The organism is Microcoleus sp. D3_18_C2, from assembly GCF_036702395.1.
Lineage (GTDB): Bacteria > Cyanobacteriota > Cyanobacteriia > Cyanobacteriales > Microcoleaceae > Microcoleus.
In genome coordinates this window covers 87,333-104,881 of the sequence record NZ_JAUBTG010000001.1, presented here as the reverse complement: position 1 = coordinate 104,881, position 17,549 = coordinate 87,333, and the positions used below count along the sequence as shown (strand labels likewise).

At 43.9% G+C, this 17,549-nt stretch carries 10 protein-coding genes; 4 read left to right on the top strand and 6 right to left on the bottom strand.

Annotated elements, in window-relative coordinates; genetic code table 11:
* Nucleotides 1-60 precede the first annotated feature (60 nt).
* Complete coding sequence (locus QUA88_RS00405; protein WP_333052610.1) at nucleotides 61-1,473, top strand: hypothetical protein; 1,413 nt, start codon at nucleotides 61-63, stop codon at nucleotides 1,471-1,473.
* A 361-nt stretch (nucleotides 1,474-1,834) separates the two neighbouring features.
* Here QUA88_RS00405 and QUA88_RS00400 read toward each other — a convergent pair whose 3' ends face one another.
* The 3 genes from QUA88_RS00400 to QUA88_RS00390 form a co-directional block, all read right to left on the bottom strand.
* Nucleotides 1,835-4,339 (bottom strand): protein kinase domain-containing protein, encoded by a 2,505-nt coding sequence (locus tag QUA88_RS00400; protein ID WP_333052608.1) that lies wholly within the window; start codon nucleotides 4,337-4,339, stop codon nucleotides 1,835-1,837.
* The gene (locus QUA88_RS00395) at nucleotides 4,333-4,779 is read right to left on the bottom strand and encodes a hypothetical protein (protein ID WP_333269673.1); all 447 of its coding nucleotides are present in this window, start codon (nucleotides 4,777-4,779) and stop codon (nucleotides 4,333-4,335) included. Before QUA88_RS00395 ends, QUA88_RS00400 begins: the two co-directional genes overlap by 7 nt.
* A 615-nt stretch (nucleotides 4,780-5,394) precedes the next feature.
* Nucleotides 5,395-6,669 (bottom strand): transposase, encoded by a 1,275-nt coding sequence (locus tag QUA88_RS00390; protein WP_333052604.1) that lies wholly within the window; start codon nucleotides 6,667-6,669, stop codon nucleotides 5,395-5,397.
* 124 nt (nucleotides 6,670-6,793) lie between these two features.
* Between QUA88_RS00390 and QUA88_RS00385 the strand changes: the two genes are divergently transcribed.
* Nucleotides 6,794-7,030, top strand: a complete 237-nt coding sequence (locus QUA88_RS00385) for a glycosyltransferase (protein WP_333052601.1) — start codon at nucleotides 6,794-6,796, stop codon at nucleotides 7,028-7,030.
* A gap of 617 nt (nucleotides 7,031-7,647) precedes the next feature.
* Here the strand turns inward: QUA88_RS00385 and QUA88_RS00380 are convergent.
* A complete protein-coding gene (locus QUA88_RS00380; protein ID WP_333052598.1) occupies nucleotides 7,648-9,915 on the bottom strand; it encodes an FdhF/YdeP family oxidoreductase in 2,268 nt (755 codons plus the stop codon).
* Nucleotides 9,916-10,142: 227 nt separating this feature from the next.
* On the opposite strand from QUA88_RS00380, the gene QUA88_RS00375 reads away from it, so the two are divergent.
* On the top strand, nucleotides 10,143-10,355 hold the full coding sequence (locus QUA88_RS00375) for a hypothetical protein (protein WP_333052595.1): 213 nt from the start codon (nucleotides 10,143-10,145) through the stop codon (nucleotides 10,353-10,355).
* Entirely contained in the window at nucleotides 10,342-10,614 is a 273-nt protein-coding gene (locus QUA88_RS00370; protein ID WP_333052593.1) for a type II toxin-antitoxin system RelE/ParE family toxin, read from the top strand. The genes QUA88_RS00375 and QUA88_RS00370 overlap by 14 nt, the downstream gene beginning before the upstream one ends.
* Before the next feature lie 71 nt (nucleotides 10,615-10,685).
* Here QUA88_RS00370 and QUA88_RS00365 read toward each other — a convergent pair whose 3' ends face one another.
* Both QUA88_RS00365 and QUA88_RS00360 read right to left on the bottom strand, forming a co-directional pair.
* Nucleotides 10,686-15,872, bottom strand: a complete 5,187-nt coding sequence (locus QUA88_RS00365; RefSeq protein WP_333208405.1) for an nSTAND1 domain-containing NTPase — start codon at nucleotides 15,870-15,872, stop codon at nucleotides 10,686-10,688.
* A gap of 663 nt (nucleotides 15,873-16,535) precedes the next feature.
* Nucleotides 16,536-16,895 (bottom strand): hypothetical protein, encoded by a 360-nt coding sequence (locus QUA88_RS00360; RefSeq protein WP_333052588.1) that lies wholly within the window; start codon nucleotides 16,893-16,895, stop codon nucleotides 16,536-16,538.
* Between the last annotated feature and the right edge of the window lie 654 nt (nucleotides 16,896-17,549).

The following is a 17,549-nucleotide window of genomic DNA, read 5'->3' as shown; positions in this document are numbered from 1 at the left end:
TTCCATAAACAGCATACAATACAAAACATCTGCCTTTTTGAATGGAAACTGAGCCACAACATGGATTATATATTCACCCCTGCAACTCAGGCGCGACTCAATAGTGGCAACCTTGTACAGCCTGCTACCAAAACAGGAAAATTGCTCCCCGCAGCTAGAGATCCGGTGACAGGGGAGTTTGTGGAGCTCGCAAAAATTTTTTATCAATCAAGAAGTGAAACTCTTTCCTCGCGGGGAGTTATAGGATTGCTCGCACAGTTAGCCGGAGGTGGCCCCATACAGCCGCTGGTAGCTCCCCTGTACGTCACTGTGGCGCCGTTGCAGGTTGCTCAAACTCATCAGGGGTTTCAAAAAATATACAGAATGCTTAACTGTCTGAAAATTAATTTGGCAGTGATGCAAGCGACTGCTGCTGTCATTGGTATTGGCGCTGTATCGAACACAGTTTTGTCAGCAGTAAACCTCAACCAAGTATTAAAAATCCGAGAAGAGGCAAAGCACCAGAAGCTAAAAATTAAAGACGGATTTATCGATCTCAGACACATCCTCAAAGATAGGGGAGTAGAAGTGATCCAGCAGATTTTTAAGGTGGCTCACGACTCAAGTTTTGAAATGCACCGCCAGAAACTGGTTAACGGTTATGAGATTTTTTCTAAAGCTATCAAACGCTGTCAGTCAGCCCTGACAGTGCCAGATATTAAACTTCGGAATTCCGAAATTAATAGCGGGCGGGATATGCTGTTTGAGGCTTTAAAAATTTATGATAATCCTAGTTTGTTGGAGGGGCTGTCTTCTGCAGGAAAGCTCAGGCAAATGGAATGTGTTTGGGCGATCGAGCAGGCGATCGGGGTCACGTTTCACTTGCAGCGGGCCTACGATATGGTGAGCGATCGCCTCCGGGAACTGCAATCAAAAATTCGTCAAAATCTTCTAACTGTTGTTAAAGGATGTCAATCCGAACCCGAACTAGATTTTTTATTTCCCGAAGTTACTAGGATTCTCGGTCATGATTTAAGTGTAATAGAATTTTGGCACAATGAGGTTGATTGGATGGAAACTTTGTCTCCAAAAGAGCAGCACCAGTTAGCTAGTTTAGATAAACTCAGCGGCGAGAGTTTAAAAAGCAGCGTGTACACTACATTCACGGTATTAGCTGCGGAACCTTCACTTTATGAAAGTTTAAAGCAAAAGTCTCACTTTCTATCCTTGCGCGACCAGCTAACCTTCGCTGTGTCGCCGGAAATCCGCCGGAGATCCGAAGTTTATGTCAGCCAGCAGGCGATCGCTACTGGCTATCAAGGTTTAGCTGCCTCGAATTGGCAAGAAATATCCGATTTAACTGTCGCTAACCTCTACCACTTTTTTCAAATCCGAGAGAACTCAACTGAAAATTCTCCAACTGAGGACGAATTAGAAACGCCTTATTGGCACTTTCCCCAAACCTTCAAAAATGAGCTGAATTATACCAATTAAATGACCAATGACTAATGATATCATTTACGATCGAGCGATTAAAAGGGCGGGTTTTTGAGATTGTCAATTATTGGCATATATTTTGGGTGAACCCGCCCCTACCGTATTATATTATGTCCGGTCAATTAACCCTGATTCCTGTAGGGGCGGGTTCACCAAGATATTGAATAGAAACGGGAAAATCTGTAAACCCGCCCCGGCGTTTAATCACGGTCAATGGCTCGGACATGATATTAGGGGTAATCGACCGGAATTGATAGTACACCAGTTCCTCAAAAGGATGCAACTGTAGGGAAATTCCCAACCATTATGCAGTAAGTCATTCCCATCTAAAATCTAAAATCTAAAATCTAAAATCGTATTACCTCAACCACAACTTAATAGTATTGTCTTTAGAACCGCTAGCAATAGTTTTGCCATCGGGACTAAAAGTTACCACATAAACCTCATCGGAATGTCCCGTCAAAGTATTCAGCAATTCTCCAGTAGCAAAATCCCAAACTTTAATAGTTTTATCCTTGCTCCCGCTGGCAATAAACTTCCCGTCCGGGCTGATAGCAACCGAGACAATATCGTCAGAATGTCCCTTGATAGAGCGAATTAAATCTCCTGTTTCGATATTCCAAATTTTAATACTTTCATCGTAGGAACCGCTAACAATTGTCTTGCCGTCCGGGCTAACAGCAACCGACCTCACCGCGTCGCCATGTCCCTCAATTGTTTTGAGCAACGCCCCTGTTGCGACATCCACAACTGTAATTTTTTTATCCTTAGAAGCGCTAACCAAACTTTGTCCATCTGGAGTGAAAGCAACAGAATAAACAAAATCTGTATGGTCTGGAAAACTCTGAATCAAACGACCACTTGCTGCATCCGAAATCTTTGTGGTTTTGTCTCCGCTGGCACTAGCCACAAGCTGTCCGTCGGGGCTAAGAGCGACAGACCAAACAGAAGCAGTGTGGTCGAGACTGCGAATCACTTGCCCTGTTTTCAAATCCCACAACATGACTCGCCAAAAACCGGTTCCCGTCGCCAGTTTCGTACCGTTTGAGTCAAAAGCAACCGACCAAATAGTGGAGGAATCTCCTGGAAAAGTGCGAATCGACTTGCCTGTAGCTAAATCCCAAATTTGGATGGTTTTGTCTTTAGAACCGCTGGCTAACATTAAGCCGTCGGGACTGAAAGCAACAGACCCAACTGCATCGGAATGCTGAGCGAAATTTTTGACTGTGGCGTTCTTCCAACGCAGACCTGCTTGGCACTGTTCTTGTAACTCCTGAGCGGACGAATAGGTGCTGGAAGTGTCGGCAATTGTTGGTATTTGGCTGATGCAGCCTTCATAATTGCTGGCTGTATAAAGAGCTTCAATTTGATTGAGCTGTTGGGATTCTTTCTGGGCTAGCTGCTGCCATTCTTGCCATTTGAGATATCCGTAAATTCCGCCGATCGCAGCTAAGATAGCCGCAATTGTTGCCCCGGCAAGATAAGGGTTGAATTTGCGAGTTTCTTTGGGGACAAGTGCTGCTGGGCTGGAGTTCGACAAATCGGTTTTTCCGTTCAGATTTACCTGCGGGGATACCGCCGGACTTGCCTGCAATTCGACGAGGTGAGGGGCGCTACTCGCTGGTGGCAGATTGGGGTTGCGATGTCCCTCCAAAACTGTGGATATCGCCTTGTACAATTTAGCAAATAAAGATTTAGGAATGACTAATTCTTCGATTTTCGCGGCATCTTCGTCGGTAAGCCCTAAAACTTGCTGCAAGCGTTTTAATTCGTCGCGAGTTTCCAGAGAAAAGGGATATTCTTGCTGCATTGCTTCTTGCAGTGATTGTTCGTAGCGTTCGCCTTTTTCCCTGTATTTCCGGTAAGGGTTCAATACCTCATCTTCGATCGCCTCTGCTTCTTCTGGCAGCAATTCCAAACTGACGCGCAGTTCATCTAATATTCTTCGACCGACGACTGTAATATCACCCCGGCTGCTGCTGCGCCGATCGACTTCTTCGCGATATATTGTTAGCTTGGGAATCCGCGCCCGCGAGCGATCGCCAATTTTCCTCAAATCGGCTAAAGCTTCCGCCGCCGACTGGTACCTCTCCCGAAAATCGTAGCGCACCATATTGTCCAAAACATCAGCCAGCGCTTGGGAACACGTGGCTAAATGCCGCCAAACAATTTCGCCTTTATTAGAATTTTTCAAATCCCGCAGTTTCGGCAAATCGTAAGCCGGCAAACCCGTCATTGCTTGGATGCCAATCATTCCCAAAGCGTAGATATCGCTGTTGAGTTGCGGGTTGTATTGAAATTGTTCGATCGGCATATATTCCAAAGTGCCAATCCGCACAGTTACCGGCGCTTGTCTTTGAGCGATGTGAATTTCTTTCACCGAGCCAAAGTCAATCAAAACTAACTTGTTATCTGAATAGCGGCGGATTAAATTTGCCGGTTTAATATCTCGGTGAATTACGCCCTGTCCGTGTACAAATACTAAAATTTCTAACAGTTCCTTCAGCAAAGGAATCATTTTTTCTTCAGTTAGAGGCTTGCCCGGTACAATCTCGGTTGATAGCGAGTGACCGGCAACGAAGGATTCTACTAAGAAAAATTCTTCATTTTCTTCAAAATAAGCGAATAGCTGAGGAATTTGGTCGTGTTGACCGAGTTTTTCTAGAACTTCTGCTTCTTTTTGAAAAAGACGGCGCGTAGTATTAATTAATTTCGGTTCGGTAGTACCGGGACGCAGGTGCTTGACAAAGCACTGCGGTTCTCCGGGACGGCGAATATCTTTGGCCAGATAGGTTTGCCCAAATTCTCCTGTTTCTATGACTTCAATGATTTGATAGCGTCCATCTAAAAGTTGGCTCACCATGATAATAACGCAGCCTTTTTTTTGTTGATTTTCGCAAGAAACAGTGGCAATGTTGAGTCAGTTGTATAGCCTTTTTCAGGTAAATTAGGTGTTCCTGGGCATTGGCAAAACAGGGCATTGGGCATTGGCAAAACAGGGCATTGGCAAAACAGGACATTGGGCATTGGCAAAACAGGGCATTGGGTATTCGGAATAGTTGTTTCTTTCCTTCTTCTTTCTTTCCTTCTTTTTTCTTTCCTTCTTCCTTCTTCCCTCTTCCTTCTTCCCTCTTCCTTCTTTCCTTCTGACTTCTGACTTCTGACTTCTGACTGAGATATTGCACCATTCTCAATTACTTGTTTAGGAACAGGCAAGATGCCTGTTCCACGAGAAAAATCATTCTTTGTGGAACGGGCATCTTGCCCGTTCTTGACAATGGTGCAACATCTCAGTTCTGACATACTTTATTTTTTCAACATCTGCAAAGCTTGATATCCCAAAAAGAAAAAACCCAAAGCGCCGAGTACCGCTATCGTGTTCGCAAACACATCGACTGTAAAAAATTCGCCCATTGCAATATCCTCTGAAAACTGATATCTATCCTCGGCTTTTCGGTCGCTGTCTGGGTGAGGGGTCTTGCCCCTCGGTGCGGGCGAGCCGAAAGATGCTCACAAATTATAGCAAAAGAGGCGGTCAATCGATTGCGCGATTTTAGATTTTAGATTTTAGATTGAAGCATTGACTTGCGCGAGATGAATCCGGGGGCTTGTATCCTGGATGGTTTCGGTCAAAATAACTTTTCGGGCGATCGACTAGCTTTTTGTTTTAATATTTTTTAATATTTAGGGAGACAAATCGTGTACTGAAATTTTGAGGTCAGTTCGCTTTGATATTGTTAACCCTGCTAATTTTTTCTCTGATTGTAAGTAGAGCTTACACTAAGAATTTGCGCCGATCGGTCAAAAATGCGCCTCAAACCGACAGAAGTTCCGCGAGGCCCTCACCGGAACCCGCCGCGTAGTTTCCTAAAGTTTCGGTAATCGTACCAGCATAGCTGGTAAAAGTATAGTCATCTATTACATGACATGGGAGGCATCGTGCCCCTCCCCTTTCGCTTTTACTTTGAGCGGATTAACCCGCCTGGGCTGAACTACGCAGCTCCCTATCCCATTGCTCAACGCTTTTGGGAGTGCTTTTCGCATGATATTGTAAGACCCATTAACATCAGCATTAATTAACAAACCCTCTGCCGTTTTGTACAAACCTCTGTGGATGCGTTTGCCAGTAAATTCCACGCTGTTGGCATCGCTATCGCCGTAAACAGGAATCGGATCTAAAGAAAGGAAGTTGGAGGCTGAAGTATAGGATTCTTCCTGTATTATTACTTCAATCCCAGCCAAAACAGCTTTGTATTCCAACATCTGAATTAATCGAGCGTGCGGAATGCTGACCAAGTTTTGATTGTTCTGCTTGCCTAAGTTAATGCAGTTTTTCCACTGCACATTTTTCCCAATTACTAATGTCCCAATCTGACGCTCGCTCAAAATATCGATAATCAGCCTGCTAGTATGGTGTAAGTAGTTATCGACTTTTTGATTGCGACAGCGAGTGAGGCGCACAATTCTTGATGAGGTTTTAAGATTGCCTTTCAATTGAGATTGTAATTGGGATTTGCGCTTGTTGTAGAACTGATTGATGGATTTTAGCGGTCGCCCGTTAATCAGTAGGGGGATAAAGCCTGGTTGATTTGATGTTAGCGCTACTAAGTTATTCAGTCCGAGATCGATACTGGCTACCGATGCAGAGTTCTCTCGATATCGGGCGGGCTCCTGTTCATGGTAAATTACCTCGATTACGTAACAATTGCATTTGGGAACTACTCTTACTTGACAAATTCGATCGGGCTTGACAGTTGTTTGAATCGATATTTCTGTCCCTGAAAGTTTGATAATTCCTTTTTTTAATTGTTTGCTGCTAATTGCTTGCACTGTATAAACGAGAATATTTCGCCCCTTAACTTTATCTTTGTACTTCGGTATTTTTGGGCGTCCTGTAAATTTTGTCGGTTCTTTGTTGTAAGCTTTGAGAGCCTCGAAAAAAGCTTGCCAGTTTTTGTCCAATATCATCAAAATTTGTTGGCTGACTTTGGCAGGTAGTGCCTGATATGCTGGATGGGATTTCATCAAATTAGCCATCTGATTGTAAGTGAGATATCCCCAGCCGTAGAGGAAGTTTTGGCGAAGGACGTAGTTAGCAGCGTTGTAGAGATTTTTGGATTGCCACGAAGCGTTATCGAGTTCGGCAAAACGGTGTTCTGTATGCTTAATAATGTGCCTTTCTGCTAGTTGCATGGTTGAGTCTGGGTTCCTTAATTTTGCTTTCCACGACTCGCCATGCGGTTGTGTAGAGTGATGCCTATTGCCTTGGCCTAGTCAGGTAGTATCATTTGGTCTTCCTGACCACAGGATACTACTTTTGTCCACTAATGCTTATAAACTTAATGAAGTTTTACAATACAACGAGGCAGAGAATATTCGGGATTGCGCGATCGCCATGAGGGAGAGTACACCGCTGTCTGTGGACAACTTAGAGGTTTTAATTGTAGACGATCGCTCGACAGACGACACCAAGGCGATCGGGCCAACCCTGCAACAGCATCTCAACGACTCCCGGCTTAAAATATTAGCAGGTCAATCGATTGCGCGATTTTAGATTTTAGATTTTAGATTAAAAAATTGACTTGCGCGAGATAAATGCTCTTTCTTGAGGATTTTCGATTTTAGATTTTGGATCAATTCCACGGATAAATCACGTGGCGGATACCACATGAAGAAATTCGCTTGTCAGCCGCGACCAACCAACCAATTACCTGGTTAACTATTTGTTTATCCGTAATCGTAATTTGGCAGCATTACACTTTGCGCCCCTTGGGTGCCGAGATTTCTGAATGTCCGACGAAATACTGGTGGTTTGGAGGTTTCGGAGGTGCGTTAGGAATGAGAATTAAATAACTTCCACAATAACAATTAAAATTGTAAGTTATTTAATTCGCGATCCTTAGTGGCCGCAATTGCGATCGGTTCTGCGATTCAAACTGAAACCGGTTGGGGGTGGACTTGGCGCGGTAGAACTTTGCAAATTAAGAGTTAATTAAGACTTGCATATGGGCAGGCAAGATGCCCAACCCATACTCCCCACAAAAAATTAACTCCTTGTGGAACAGGCATCTTGCCTGTTCTTAAAAATCATCTAAAATGTGAGTTATAGAAGACAGAAGGCAGAGCTAATCATAACATCCGTTACATCCGTTACAGAATCCTTTGCCGAACTTAGGCGTATACAAAAGCAGGTACGCGCTTGTAAGCAGGCGTGCCCGATCGCCTTTCAATCTCCGGGTGAAAAATCACATTAACTTCAGGATAAAACATCAAAGCAGCACCCTCACGAACCGCCCCGTAAATCACCTCGACATTTTCCATTTTCCCCACATTTCCCTGCACCGTAACCCGTTGATGTTCATGCAAACCCGTGCTTTCTGCATCCGCGCGATTCATCAAAATGCAGTTGCGGTGCGGCATTCCCCGGTACTTGTCATCAATTTTGTAAACCACAGTATTATGCTGAGAATAGCTGCGTCCCGTCATTAAGGCTACAACAATACCCTGTGTTGATTCCGATAGTCCAAACTCTTTCGCTTCCGGTAATTTCAGCTTAGGTAAAGGCGTGACAAACATCTTCGCTTTCCCAGACTCTGTAGGAAATTTAGGTTCTGTAAAAATGCGGCCGCTGATGGTAAATTCCTCTTGTGTTTCATCAATTGTCGCTATTTTTTCATAGCCCGGAATAGTTTTAGCAATCAATTGGCGCACGTATTTTGTGTCTTGAAGTCGGCGCCAATCAACCGGAAAATCGCCGTGGATTCTGCTGGCTAATTCCGTCAAAAAATGCACTTCAGGAATCAAATCCGAATTCTGGAGATGAGTTTCGCCCTCATCATTTAAACGCACAAAGTTATTGCCAGATTCCACGGTTGTTTTGTGGGGGTTTTCAAAGCGATTCAGCACGGGGATCACAATTGTATTGTGCTTTGCCAATCCGTGAAAATGCCCTAAATTCGGTTTGGTTGCGAGGTAGATAACGGTTTCAACATTGGCTAAAGCGCGTTTTGCCTGAGTTAAATCTGGATTTGCCCCATACAAGTTGCCGCCCAGACAGATCAGGGTATCAACTTTGCCTGCTTCTGCTGCTTCAATGAGCGATCGAGTGTCGTAGCCCTTAACAGGACTCAGGGGACGATTCAATAACTTTTCTAAAGCTTGTTGAATTTCTTTTTTCAGCTTCACAGTGACGCCCATAGAGCCGAATCCTTGCACGTTTGAGTGTCCTCTCACGGGCATTAATCCCGCCCCTTCTTTGCCGACATTTCCTGTCATTAAGGCAGTATTAGCGATGCTGAAAACGTTATCTACACCGTTATCGTGTTGGGTAATTCCCATCGCCCAACCGAAGACAACTCGCTGGGACGTGCCAATAATTCTGGCTGCTGCCTCAATTTCTGCGCGGGAAACTCCGCAGGTTTCAGTAATAGTTTCCCAAGAAGTTTCGCGGGCGTGCTGGACTGCTGCTTCCCAGCCTTCTGTATGAGCTTGCAAATAGCTTTCGTCCAGCAATCCTTGTTCGATTATAGACTTTTGAATCCCTACAAATAGCGCCGTATCGCTGCCGGGAATTGGTTGCAAGTATAGGGAGGAAATATCGGAACCGGGGATGAGCGATTTGACAGGAAATGCGGGAGAACCAAACTTGACTAACCCGATTTCCATCACCGGATTGATGACAATTATTTTACCGCCTTTGTCGCGAATTTTAATCAATTCGTTCATCAAGCGGGGATGGTTGTAGGAAGAATTGCTGCCCGCGAGCACGACGCAATCTGCTTCCTTCAAGTTTTCTAGACTCACTACCGAGGTGCGGGTGGCAAACATTTCGCTTAAGCCGGTTGTCGAGGGAGCGTGGCAGAGATCGGAACAATCTGCTAAGTTATTGGAACCCATCGCCCGCATCATCAATTGCAGCAGAAAAGCCGCTTCGTTGGAAGAACGACCGGAACTGTAAGATGCCACTCGTTCGGGGGTTTTGCGAAAAGCAGCTTCGGCAATTTGATAAACTTCTTGCCAAGAAATGCGATCGTAATGAGAGGAACCAGCCCGCAAAATCATCGGAAAACTCAGCCTTCCCAGCCTATCGGCTTCCATTGAAGTTAATTGCTGAAGTTGTGCAATACTCTGCTGTTCAAAAAATTGAGTTGAGATAGCCGGCTTGATTTCAGCGGAGATTGCTTCGACGCTTTTCATGCACCGCTGAAGTTTTTCGCCCTCTTCATTTGTAAAACCTCCTTTCTGTCCGCCCGTGCCCCAAGAACACGACAAACAAGCACTTTTGTGCAGCAAAGTTTTCCAAAGTTTCGGCCCTTCCGGGGACAATGTATGTTCTGCCCAATATTCTATTACGGGCAAACCGCCACCTATCTCTGGTGTTTCCTCGTTTGTCTCGTTGAATGGCGGGATTGGTTGGACATTTTGGGAGTTGACATCCATGTGGTTTACCTCGGGTTTTGATTGCTGGTTAATTCTGTGGGGAATTGCCAAAAAGCTTAAGCTTATCAGTCGAATTTTAGCGCAAGTTTACTGCGACCACAATTAGCCAGTAGATAGATTTGTTTAACCTATCGGTTGAGTAACTCGACAGGCAGACGCGATCGCCTCTTGACAAAAAAAATGTATCTATTATAATAATTCATATACTCAGATATAAACACTACAAAATGCTAGAACTACATAAAAGTTATGTAATCGACGAAAATCAGCAGCCGATTGCTGTTCAAATCCCCCTTGAACAATTTGAGAAAATCGAGGAGATTTTGGAAAACTATGGTCTGGCTAAACTTATAGAAGAAACTGAAGGTGATGAGAGATTATCAAAAGAACAAGCACTAAAGTATTATAACTCAATTAAACAAAATAATGTGGCAAGTTGAATATACAAATCGGTTCCTCAAAGAACTAGCTGGTTTACCTGCTGAAATTAGAAGTAGGATAGAACCTATAGTTTTTCAATTCTTAGAATCAGACAATCCCTTTGCATTAGGATATCTGGAAAAAATGAAAGGTTATCCAGATAAATATAAGATTCGTCTTGGTGACTACCGTATTGGACTCACAGTTGATGCACCGACAAAAACTTTAATTTGTCAGCGAGTAGCGCACCGCCGAGACATATACAGAATTTTTCCATAAAATTATGTAGATGAGAATTAGCAAAATATAATTATGTAGGGGGCGCAGCCCGCAACTTACCCCTGTCAATTTCACCGCTTCCCCTTATTTAACGCCTGTTTCCCAAACCCAAGACACAGCAGTCGATCGCCCTCAGCAACATTCGGGTCATTCTGCAAATAATCTCCTAACCACTCGCAACTGCGAGCAATAATATTATTCAGTTCCAAATTCTCCACAGGCAACAGAATTACATTCCTATCCCTACTAGCAAAACCCAGAGTTTTGCTATCAGAACTAAAAGTAACACTCAACACGCGATCGCTCGATTCCAAAGTCTTCGATAGCAGCGCCTTCTTGCCGTCAAAATCCCACAGCTTAACAGTATTTCCCCCACTCGCCGCCGCAATCAACTTGCCGTTGGGACTAAAACTCACGCTTTCTACAGTATCGCTGTGGTCGAGTTTTTCAGTTAAATTCGCCACCTTTCCATCAAACCCCCACAAGTAAACTTTTTTGTCAGCGCAAGCAGCAGCAATAGTCTTGCCGTCTGGACTAAAACTAACATTTTTAACGCTGTCTTGGTGGTCGAGAGTTTTCAGGATTTTCGCCGACGAACCGTTAAATTCCCATAGGTAAACTCTCTTTTCTCCGGTAATTTCAAAAGCCTTTTTCTTCCCGCTTGGCTTGTCCTCAGCAGCGGTAGCAGTAGCAATAGTTTTGCCGTCGGGACTGAAGCTAACGCTAATTACTGGATTGCTGTGATCGAGTTTTGCCAACAAAGTTGCTTTAGCACCGTTCCAGCGCCAGAGGTACAATTTGCGATCGGCACTTGCGGCAGCAATTATCTTTCCATCTGGACTAAAACTCACGCTTCTAACAATGCCGCTGTGGCTGAGAGTATTTAACAGTTTGCCGTTTAAACTCCAGACTTTCACGGTTTTGTCATCGCTCGCGGAAGCAACAGTTTTATCATCAGGCGAAATGCTAACCCAGGTAACAGAATCCTTGTGACTTTCTAAGGTTTTGAATAAACTGCCGTCAGCACGCCAAAGTCTCACTGTTTTGTCCCCGCTAGCAGAAGCAATTGTTTTGCCGTCAGCGCTAAAACTGACTTTGTAAACCCAGTCTTCGTGTCCTGATAAAATCTTATTCAGCGGAGTGCTGTCTGGTTTCCAAATTTTCACTATTTTGTCCTTACTTGCGGAAGCAATAGTGCCGTCGCCGCTGAAACTTACAGCCCTCACGTCGTCTTGATGTCCTCGAAAAGTGTTGAGCAAAGTGCCGCTGCGACTCCAAACTTTCACCGTATCGTCTGCACTGCCGGTGACAATTTTTTCGCCGTCGCGACTGAAAGTCGCGCTGACAACTTCATCGTTGTGTCCTTTGAGAGTTCTGATTTCCTCACCGTTTCGGTTCCAAATTTTGGCTGTGGTGTCGGCACTTGCTGAGACGAGTTCTCGACTGTTTGGACTGAACTTAATGCTGTAAACAATGTCAGAATGTTTGGTTAATGTTTTGGGATTAATTCTAAATTTCTGCGTTTTACTTTCTCGGTTCCAAAGTTTGACAGTTTTGTCAACACTTGCTGAGGCAATTGTTTGGCCGTCGGGACTGAAACTGACGCCGAGCACCCAGTCTTTGTGTCCGGTTAAGGTTTGCAGCAATTTTTTGTTCGCAAGGTTCCAGATTTTGACGGTGTTGTCGTGACTGGCGGAAGCTAGGGTTTTGCCGTCTGGACTGAAACTGACGCTGGTGACGATATCGCGGTGGCCGGATAAAATGCCAATCGCACTTTTGTCGTTATCTACTTGCCAAATTCTAATTGTGCGATCGGCACAACCAGTAGCGATCGTTTTCCCATCAGGACTAAAACTAACACTCGTCACGCTATCTGGGTGATTGAAAGTTTTTAATAACTTACCTTCTTTGCTCCACAATTTAACAGTTTGATCTGCACTTGCTGAAGCAACTGAATTGCCGTCGGGACTAACACTTACATCCAAAACAAACTTGCTGTGCTGCTCGAAACGGTTGCGTTCTTGCACCCCGGAAACTGCTTGTCTTAGTCTTTCAGCAATTTGATTTTTAGTGTCCACAGGCAGCGCCGTACTTTTCAGAGAATCACGACCAATTTTGATACTATTTCCCAACACTCCTAATTGATTTTTTTCATTAGAAAGCACCAAAGCTTCCGACGCCGAATTTAGGGCATCAGTCCGACTGGTTTCTGCTTCTTGCCGTGCGCTTTCTGCTAATTTTGCTTGCTCGAAAGCCATCCCCGAAACTCCTCCGAGTACAAGCACTCCTAGAACCGCCGCCTGCAATTGCCATCTCCGAGTGTGGTAAAGTTGAGCTTCTGCTTGGTACTGTTTGTCTCTAGCTTCCGACAGCAAAGCATCTTGCTCTCTGTCTTTGCGAATTTGTTCAATTTCATCTCGGTTAATTTGGTTTTGCTTTCGCAGTTCCTCAAATTCTGCCTTTTTATCTAATTCTTGCTGCTGGCGAATGAAGCTAACTAAATAATCGTGAACGAGCTGATAAAGCTCAGCAGGCAGTTCCATCCATCGAAAGACTAAACCAGACTTTACTAACAATTCTAAGACTAAATCTAATTTGTCAGCTTCAGCAAATGTCGCTAAACTTGAAGCTAATTCTGCGCGGGTTTTTAGGGGACGAATCTGTTCTTCATCTGTGAGCAAATACAAAACTCGGCGCGCCGCTACTTCATTCTCTGGGCCGCAATCTTTGATAACTTCTTCGAGAAACCTTTCGACTAATTTTTGTTGCGGATTGTTGCCAAGTTCCTGATATTGAGTTAAAGTTCTAATGTTCTCTTGTTGTAGTTGAGCGCCGACAAGTTGTAGTTCGATCGGGCGAACTTCTCCTAATTCTCCAGCTAAATCATTGACTAATTCTTCGATCAGCTCCGGTTCTAAGTAAAACTGCGCTCGCTCAGTTAAAGTGCGAATTACCGCTCGCGCATCGATCGGCGAAAAATTTCCCAAATAAAACAGAATATTTTTGCTGAGAATGTCATCTAAAATATCATTGTTAACGAATCCTGTCTGGTTTTTTGGTCGAGTAAATTCCAGCACATAGTGCAGGTAATCTTCCCGCAAACACAGGACGACTTTTAAATATTTGATTTTCAAGCATTCCCGCAAAAAATCAAAAAATATTTGTCTTTCCGCTGGCTCTTTCCATACAAAAAAGAATTCTTCAAATTGGTCAAATATCAGAACAGTAACTAAATGTTCTGAATTTCTTTGCAGCTCATTGATAATGTTTTCGTATTCGATCGCCTGTTGTTGTATGATAAATTCTACTGGCTGTGACTGCTCCCTTTGCTCCTCATTTTTCGCAGCCGAGCCACCGTGCAATCCCGAAATAAGATTTCCCTTGACTGCACCTGCTTCTACGGTCAAATCTACCGGAGCAGTTTCTGGTACTGCTTCGGAATTTTCCGAATCGAATATTTCAGCTTTTCCAGCAGATAACTGTCTGGTCAATTCCCGCGGCCAGTTGTTGTAAACTTGCAACACTACCGGCAAAACAGTCCGCATTTCTATTTTTTTTTGTTTGAGAGCTGGTACTAATCCTCCCGTGACTATTGAACTTTTGCCAACTCCAGACTGACCGTAAATTACTGTCAGTTTGTCGGGGGTATTGTTCATTCTATATATCAAGCGGTTGAGGTCTTCCTCTCTGCCGGAAGCTGTAATCTCGTCAGCAATAGTAGCAGCGCCGGCAAGAGTTTCGGCGACGGAATTAACCGCTTCTCTGTGCGGCTGCAACTTTCCGGCCCCAATAAAAGCTCGGAACCGATACGTGTGTTCCACCGCTCGATAATCTTGCTTAATTTGAAATGCTTCGAGATATTCTCCCCGCTGAAAATAGAGCGATCGCAGCATTTCTAAAACCCGCAAATACAGTTGCGGGTTGTAGCAAGGTTCGGTTTCCGAGCGAGCAAGTTCTAAATGCGCGATCGCCTCTTGCACCTCACCCAAATGACTCTGGGCCTCTGCTAAAATTAACAGATACAAGCCTAAATGCTGCGACTTTACAGGGGTTCCCTGTCCCGTCGCTTCTAAATTTGAGTTGAGAACGTCTAGAGCCACTAAAGCCCATTCTTTCGCCCCTTGCCAGTTCTTTTGCTCTAAGGCTACTCTAGCCAAAAAGCCGTAATCTTGAGCCAAATTAACTGCTGAATTTTCCATATTTTCATGTAACCTCCGAGCTTTTATGGCTAAATTCCAGAGTGCATCCCAATCTTCTAAATGCTGCAATACTTCCTCAAGTTGATTGATGAATATACTCACGGCATCCGGCCGCCCCACGCGTTCTAAAACATCTATACATTCCTGAAAATAATTCTTAGCTTCCGTCCAGTAAGGACGGTTGCCGCTGCGGTGTTTTTCTGCTTGGAAGCGGTAGCAAAGACCGATGTGGAATAGCAGAATTCCCTCTAACACCGGTGCAGGGTGAACGGTAAATAACAAATCGCTAAATTCTGTTTTTTGTCCAATAAATGCTACTTGATACTTCCAAAAACTGAGACTTTTTTGATATAATTCAATAGCCGCAGAGATGCGGTGACAAGCATATTCGTGCCTACCGCGAATAAATTGCAAACTTGCTTCAATAGCTGGTTCTAATCTGATATTGCAAGTTTGCAAGTCTTGGCTAGCCGACTCTAGTTCACTCAAAGAATTGGCTCCGAGAATGGCAGAATTAGTTAAACGCCAATTGCCACTTTCTAAAATGTTGGAAAAAATGCGATCGGCACTTTTGCCCAAAAAATCTACCAAGTCGTCCGGGCCCATCACAAATTCAACACTTGTCGTCCAAGTTTCGATATCTGTTACTAACCGAATCAGTTTTTTTAATATTTTGTCTGTCACCCACAGCACCACCGGGAAAGGAAAATTATTCCGAAATTCTTCCCTCACGTAGTTGGTAGAAGTCAGCAGGCGATCGATCGCACTTACCGATTCCAATCCAAACACCATTAAAGCTGCCGGATGGCTGCAGGAAATTTTGGTTTCTATCGTCGTGTAAAGAGTTTTAACAGATGGCGGGAGGACAATTTCTCGAATCTCGATCCCAGACTCTGCCCGCAATTGCCTTACAATTTCCTCTCTCATAGCGCTGTAATTGCACCGTACCAAAATGAGCGAAAATTGCCCGTGAGACATTCTCAAAGTCCGGGAGAGAGTTTGCAGCGAACTTTGGTTTTGCTGTGCTGCGGTTTCTTGCTGGTAGTGCGAATTAATCATAATTAATATTTGAAAAAAAATCTCAGGATAGATGCTGTAAACTGCCGAAAAAAATAAGTTCGGCAACGGATTATTTAACGGATGTAACGGATGTAACGGATGTAACGGATGTAACGGATGGAAAGAATAGACCGCAGGGGGGAACTGCAATTAAGAACGTCCTCACCTTTTGGGCGGTTGCTCTAACTAAGTTTACTTTTACCCGTTTTTACGTTTGCCAATCACAGCGAACAATCACATGATTAATTTTATTTCTGCCCTTTTTGGCGATTTCCTATCACTGGGAACTATCAATTAGTTAAGTTTATTTCAGCCTGCATACTTACAGCATATTCCATGTATATGTGGTACACACAAGAAGAGAGACGCGAGTAAGGTGCGGATACACCCGTCAATCTGCAATCTTTATCAAATATGAAGCAGATCCGCACCCTACGGACTAACTATCAATTAGTTAAGTTTTTTTCAGCCTGCATACTTATTATTTTAGCCGATCACAATTAAAGCATACCCAAAAAAATACATACTCTGTTATTCGCATATTCCCAGCAAAATCAACCGGAGTTTACTGAAATCTTGATAATTGCTCAAATTCTACCCAGCAAATGAGTCTTTGTTTGCGGGAGTCCCAGCCATCGCCAAAATCGCACAAATCCGATTCAGTTATTCGCATATCGCTGAAATCCGGCATTCCTTGCTTGACTGACCCCTTGCAGCACTGAGATAAACTATCGGCGGCGGCTCATCAAATACAGCTTGAAGATTTTTTGTCATAAATTTACTAATCTCCATATCTAAAGTAGCTGTAAAATCAGGTTCATCCCAATCCTCGCTTTCTTCAATGCTGATGGTTGTTGGTGGCCCAATATCAAAATCTAGCTCATCGCCAAAATCCGAAACTTTCTTAATGGGCTCTATTTTTTGAGCGGTATCAGTCGCTAAAGCTTGAGTTGTATTGGCTATTAGTACGATCGGCAGTGCTACTATGGCACTTATTGTTTGTCGCGCCGTGATTTTCCTCATGGTATCCTCCTGATATAAACTAAACTTTGGTACTACTATACATTCAACATCTGCGGCTACTTTCCTTCGCTGTCAGTCGATTTTAGATTTTAGATTTTAGATTTACTCCACAGATGAATCTGAGAGCTTGAACTAGGGTGTAAAATTTTAGCCTGGGGGCCCAGAAACGGTTTTTTTTTACGAAATACTTTGTTACACACCGTAAATTAGGTAAAAAACCCGGTTTCTTTGTAGGAGTGCGTCCAGAACTGTAATTAATAGTGGCTTGTTTTTCCACAGGATATAACCTTATCTGTGACTTTTCGTGGCAAGTTTGCTTAACGGAGCATATCCGGTCAAGTGTTTGCTTTTCTATTTACTACGTGAAAACTCTTAAACAGTCAGGTTTTCCCGCTAAGTAATTCCCCGGTGTTTGCGAGTGTTTATCTCAGACTCAAAGCAAAGTGGGTGAGAAGTACGCGCGTGCGTAGCTATCCCGTAGGGAATCGCACACCAGTTTTGGCACACCAGTTTTGGCACACCCGTTTTCGCACACCCGCGCTGCCACCAGCAAGCTGATGTGACATACCACAGCCGCCGGATACCTGTCAATACTTATCAGGAAATTGGGTTTAAAACCCGTCCTTCTAGGGCGGCTTTAATTTCTTAAATCCC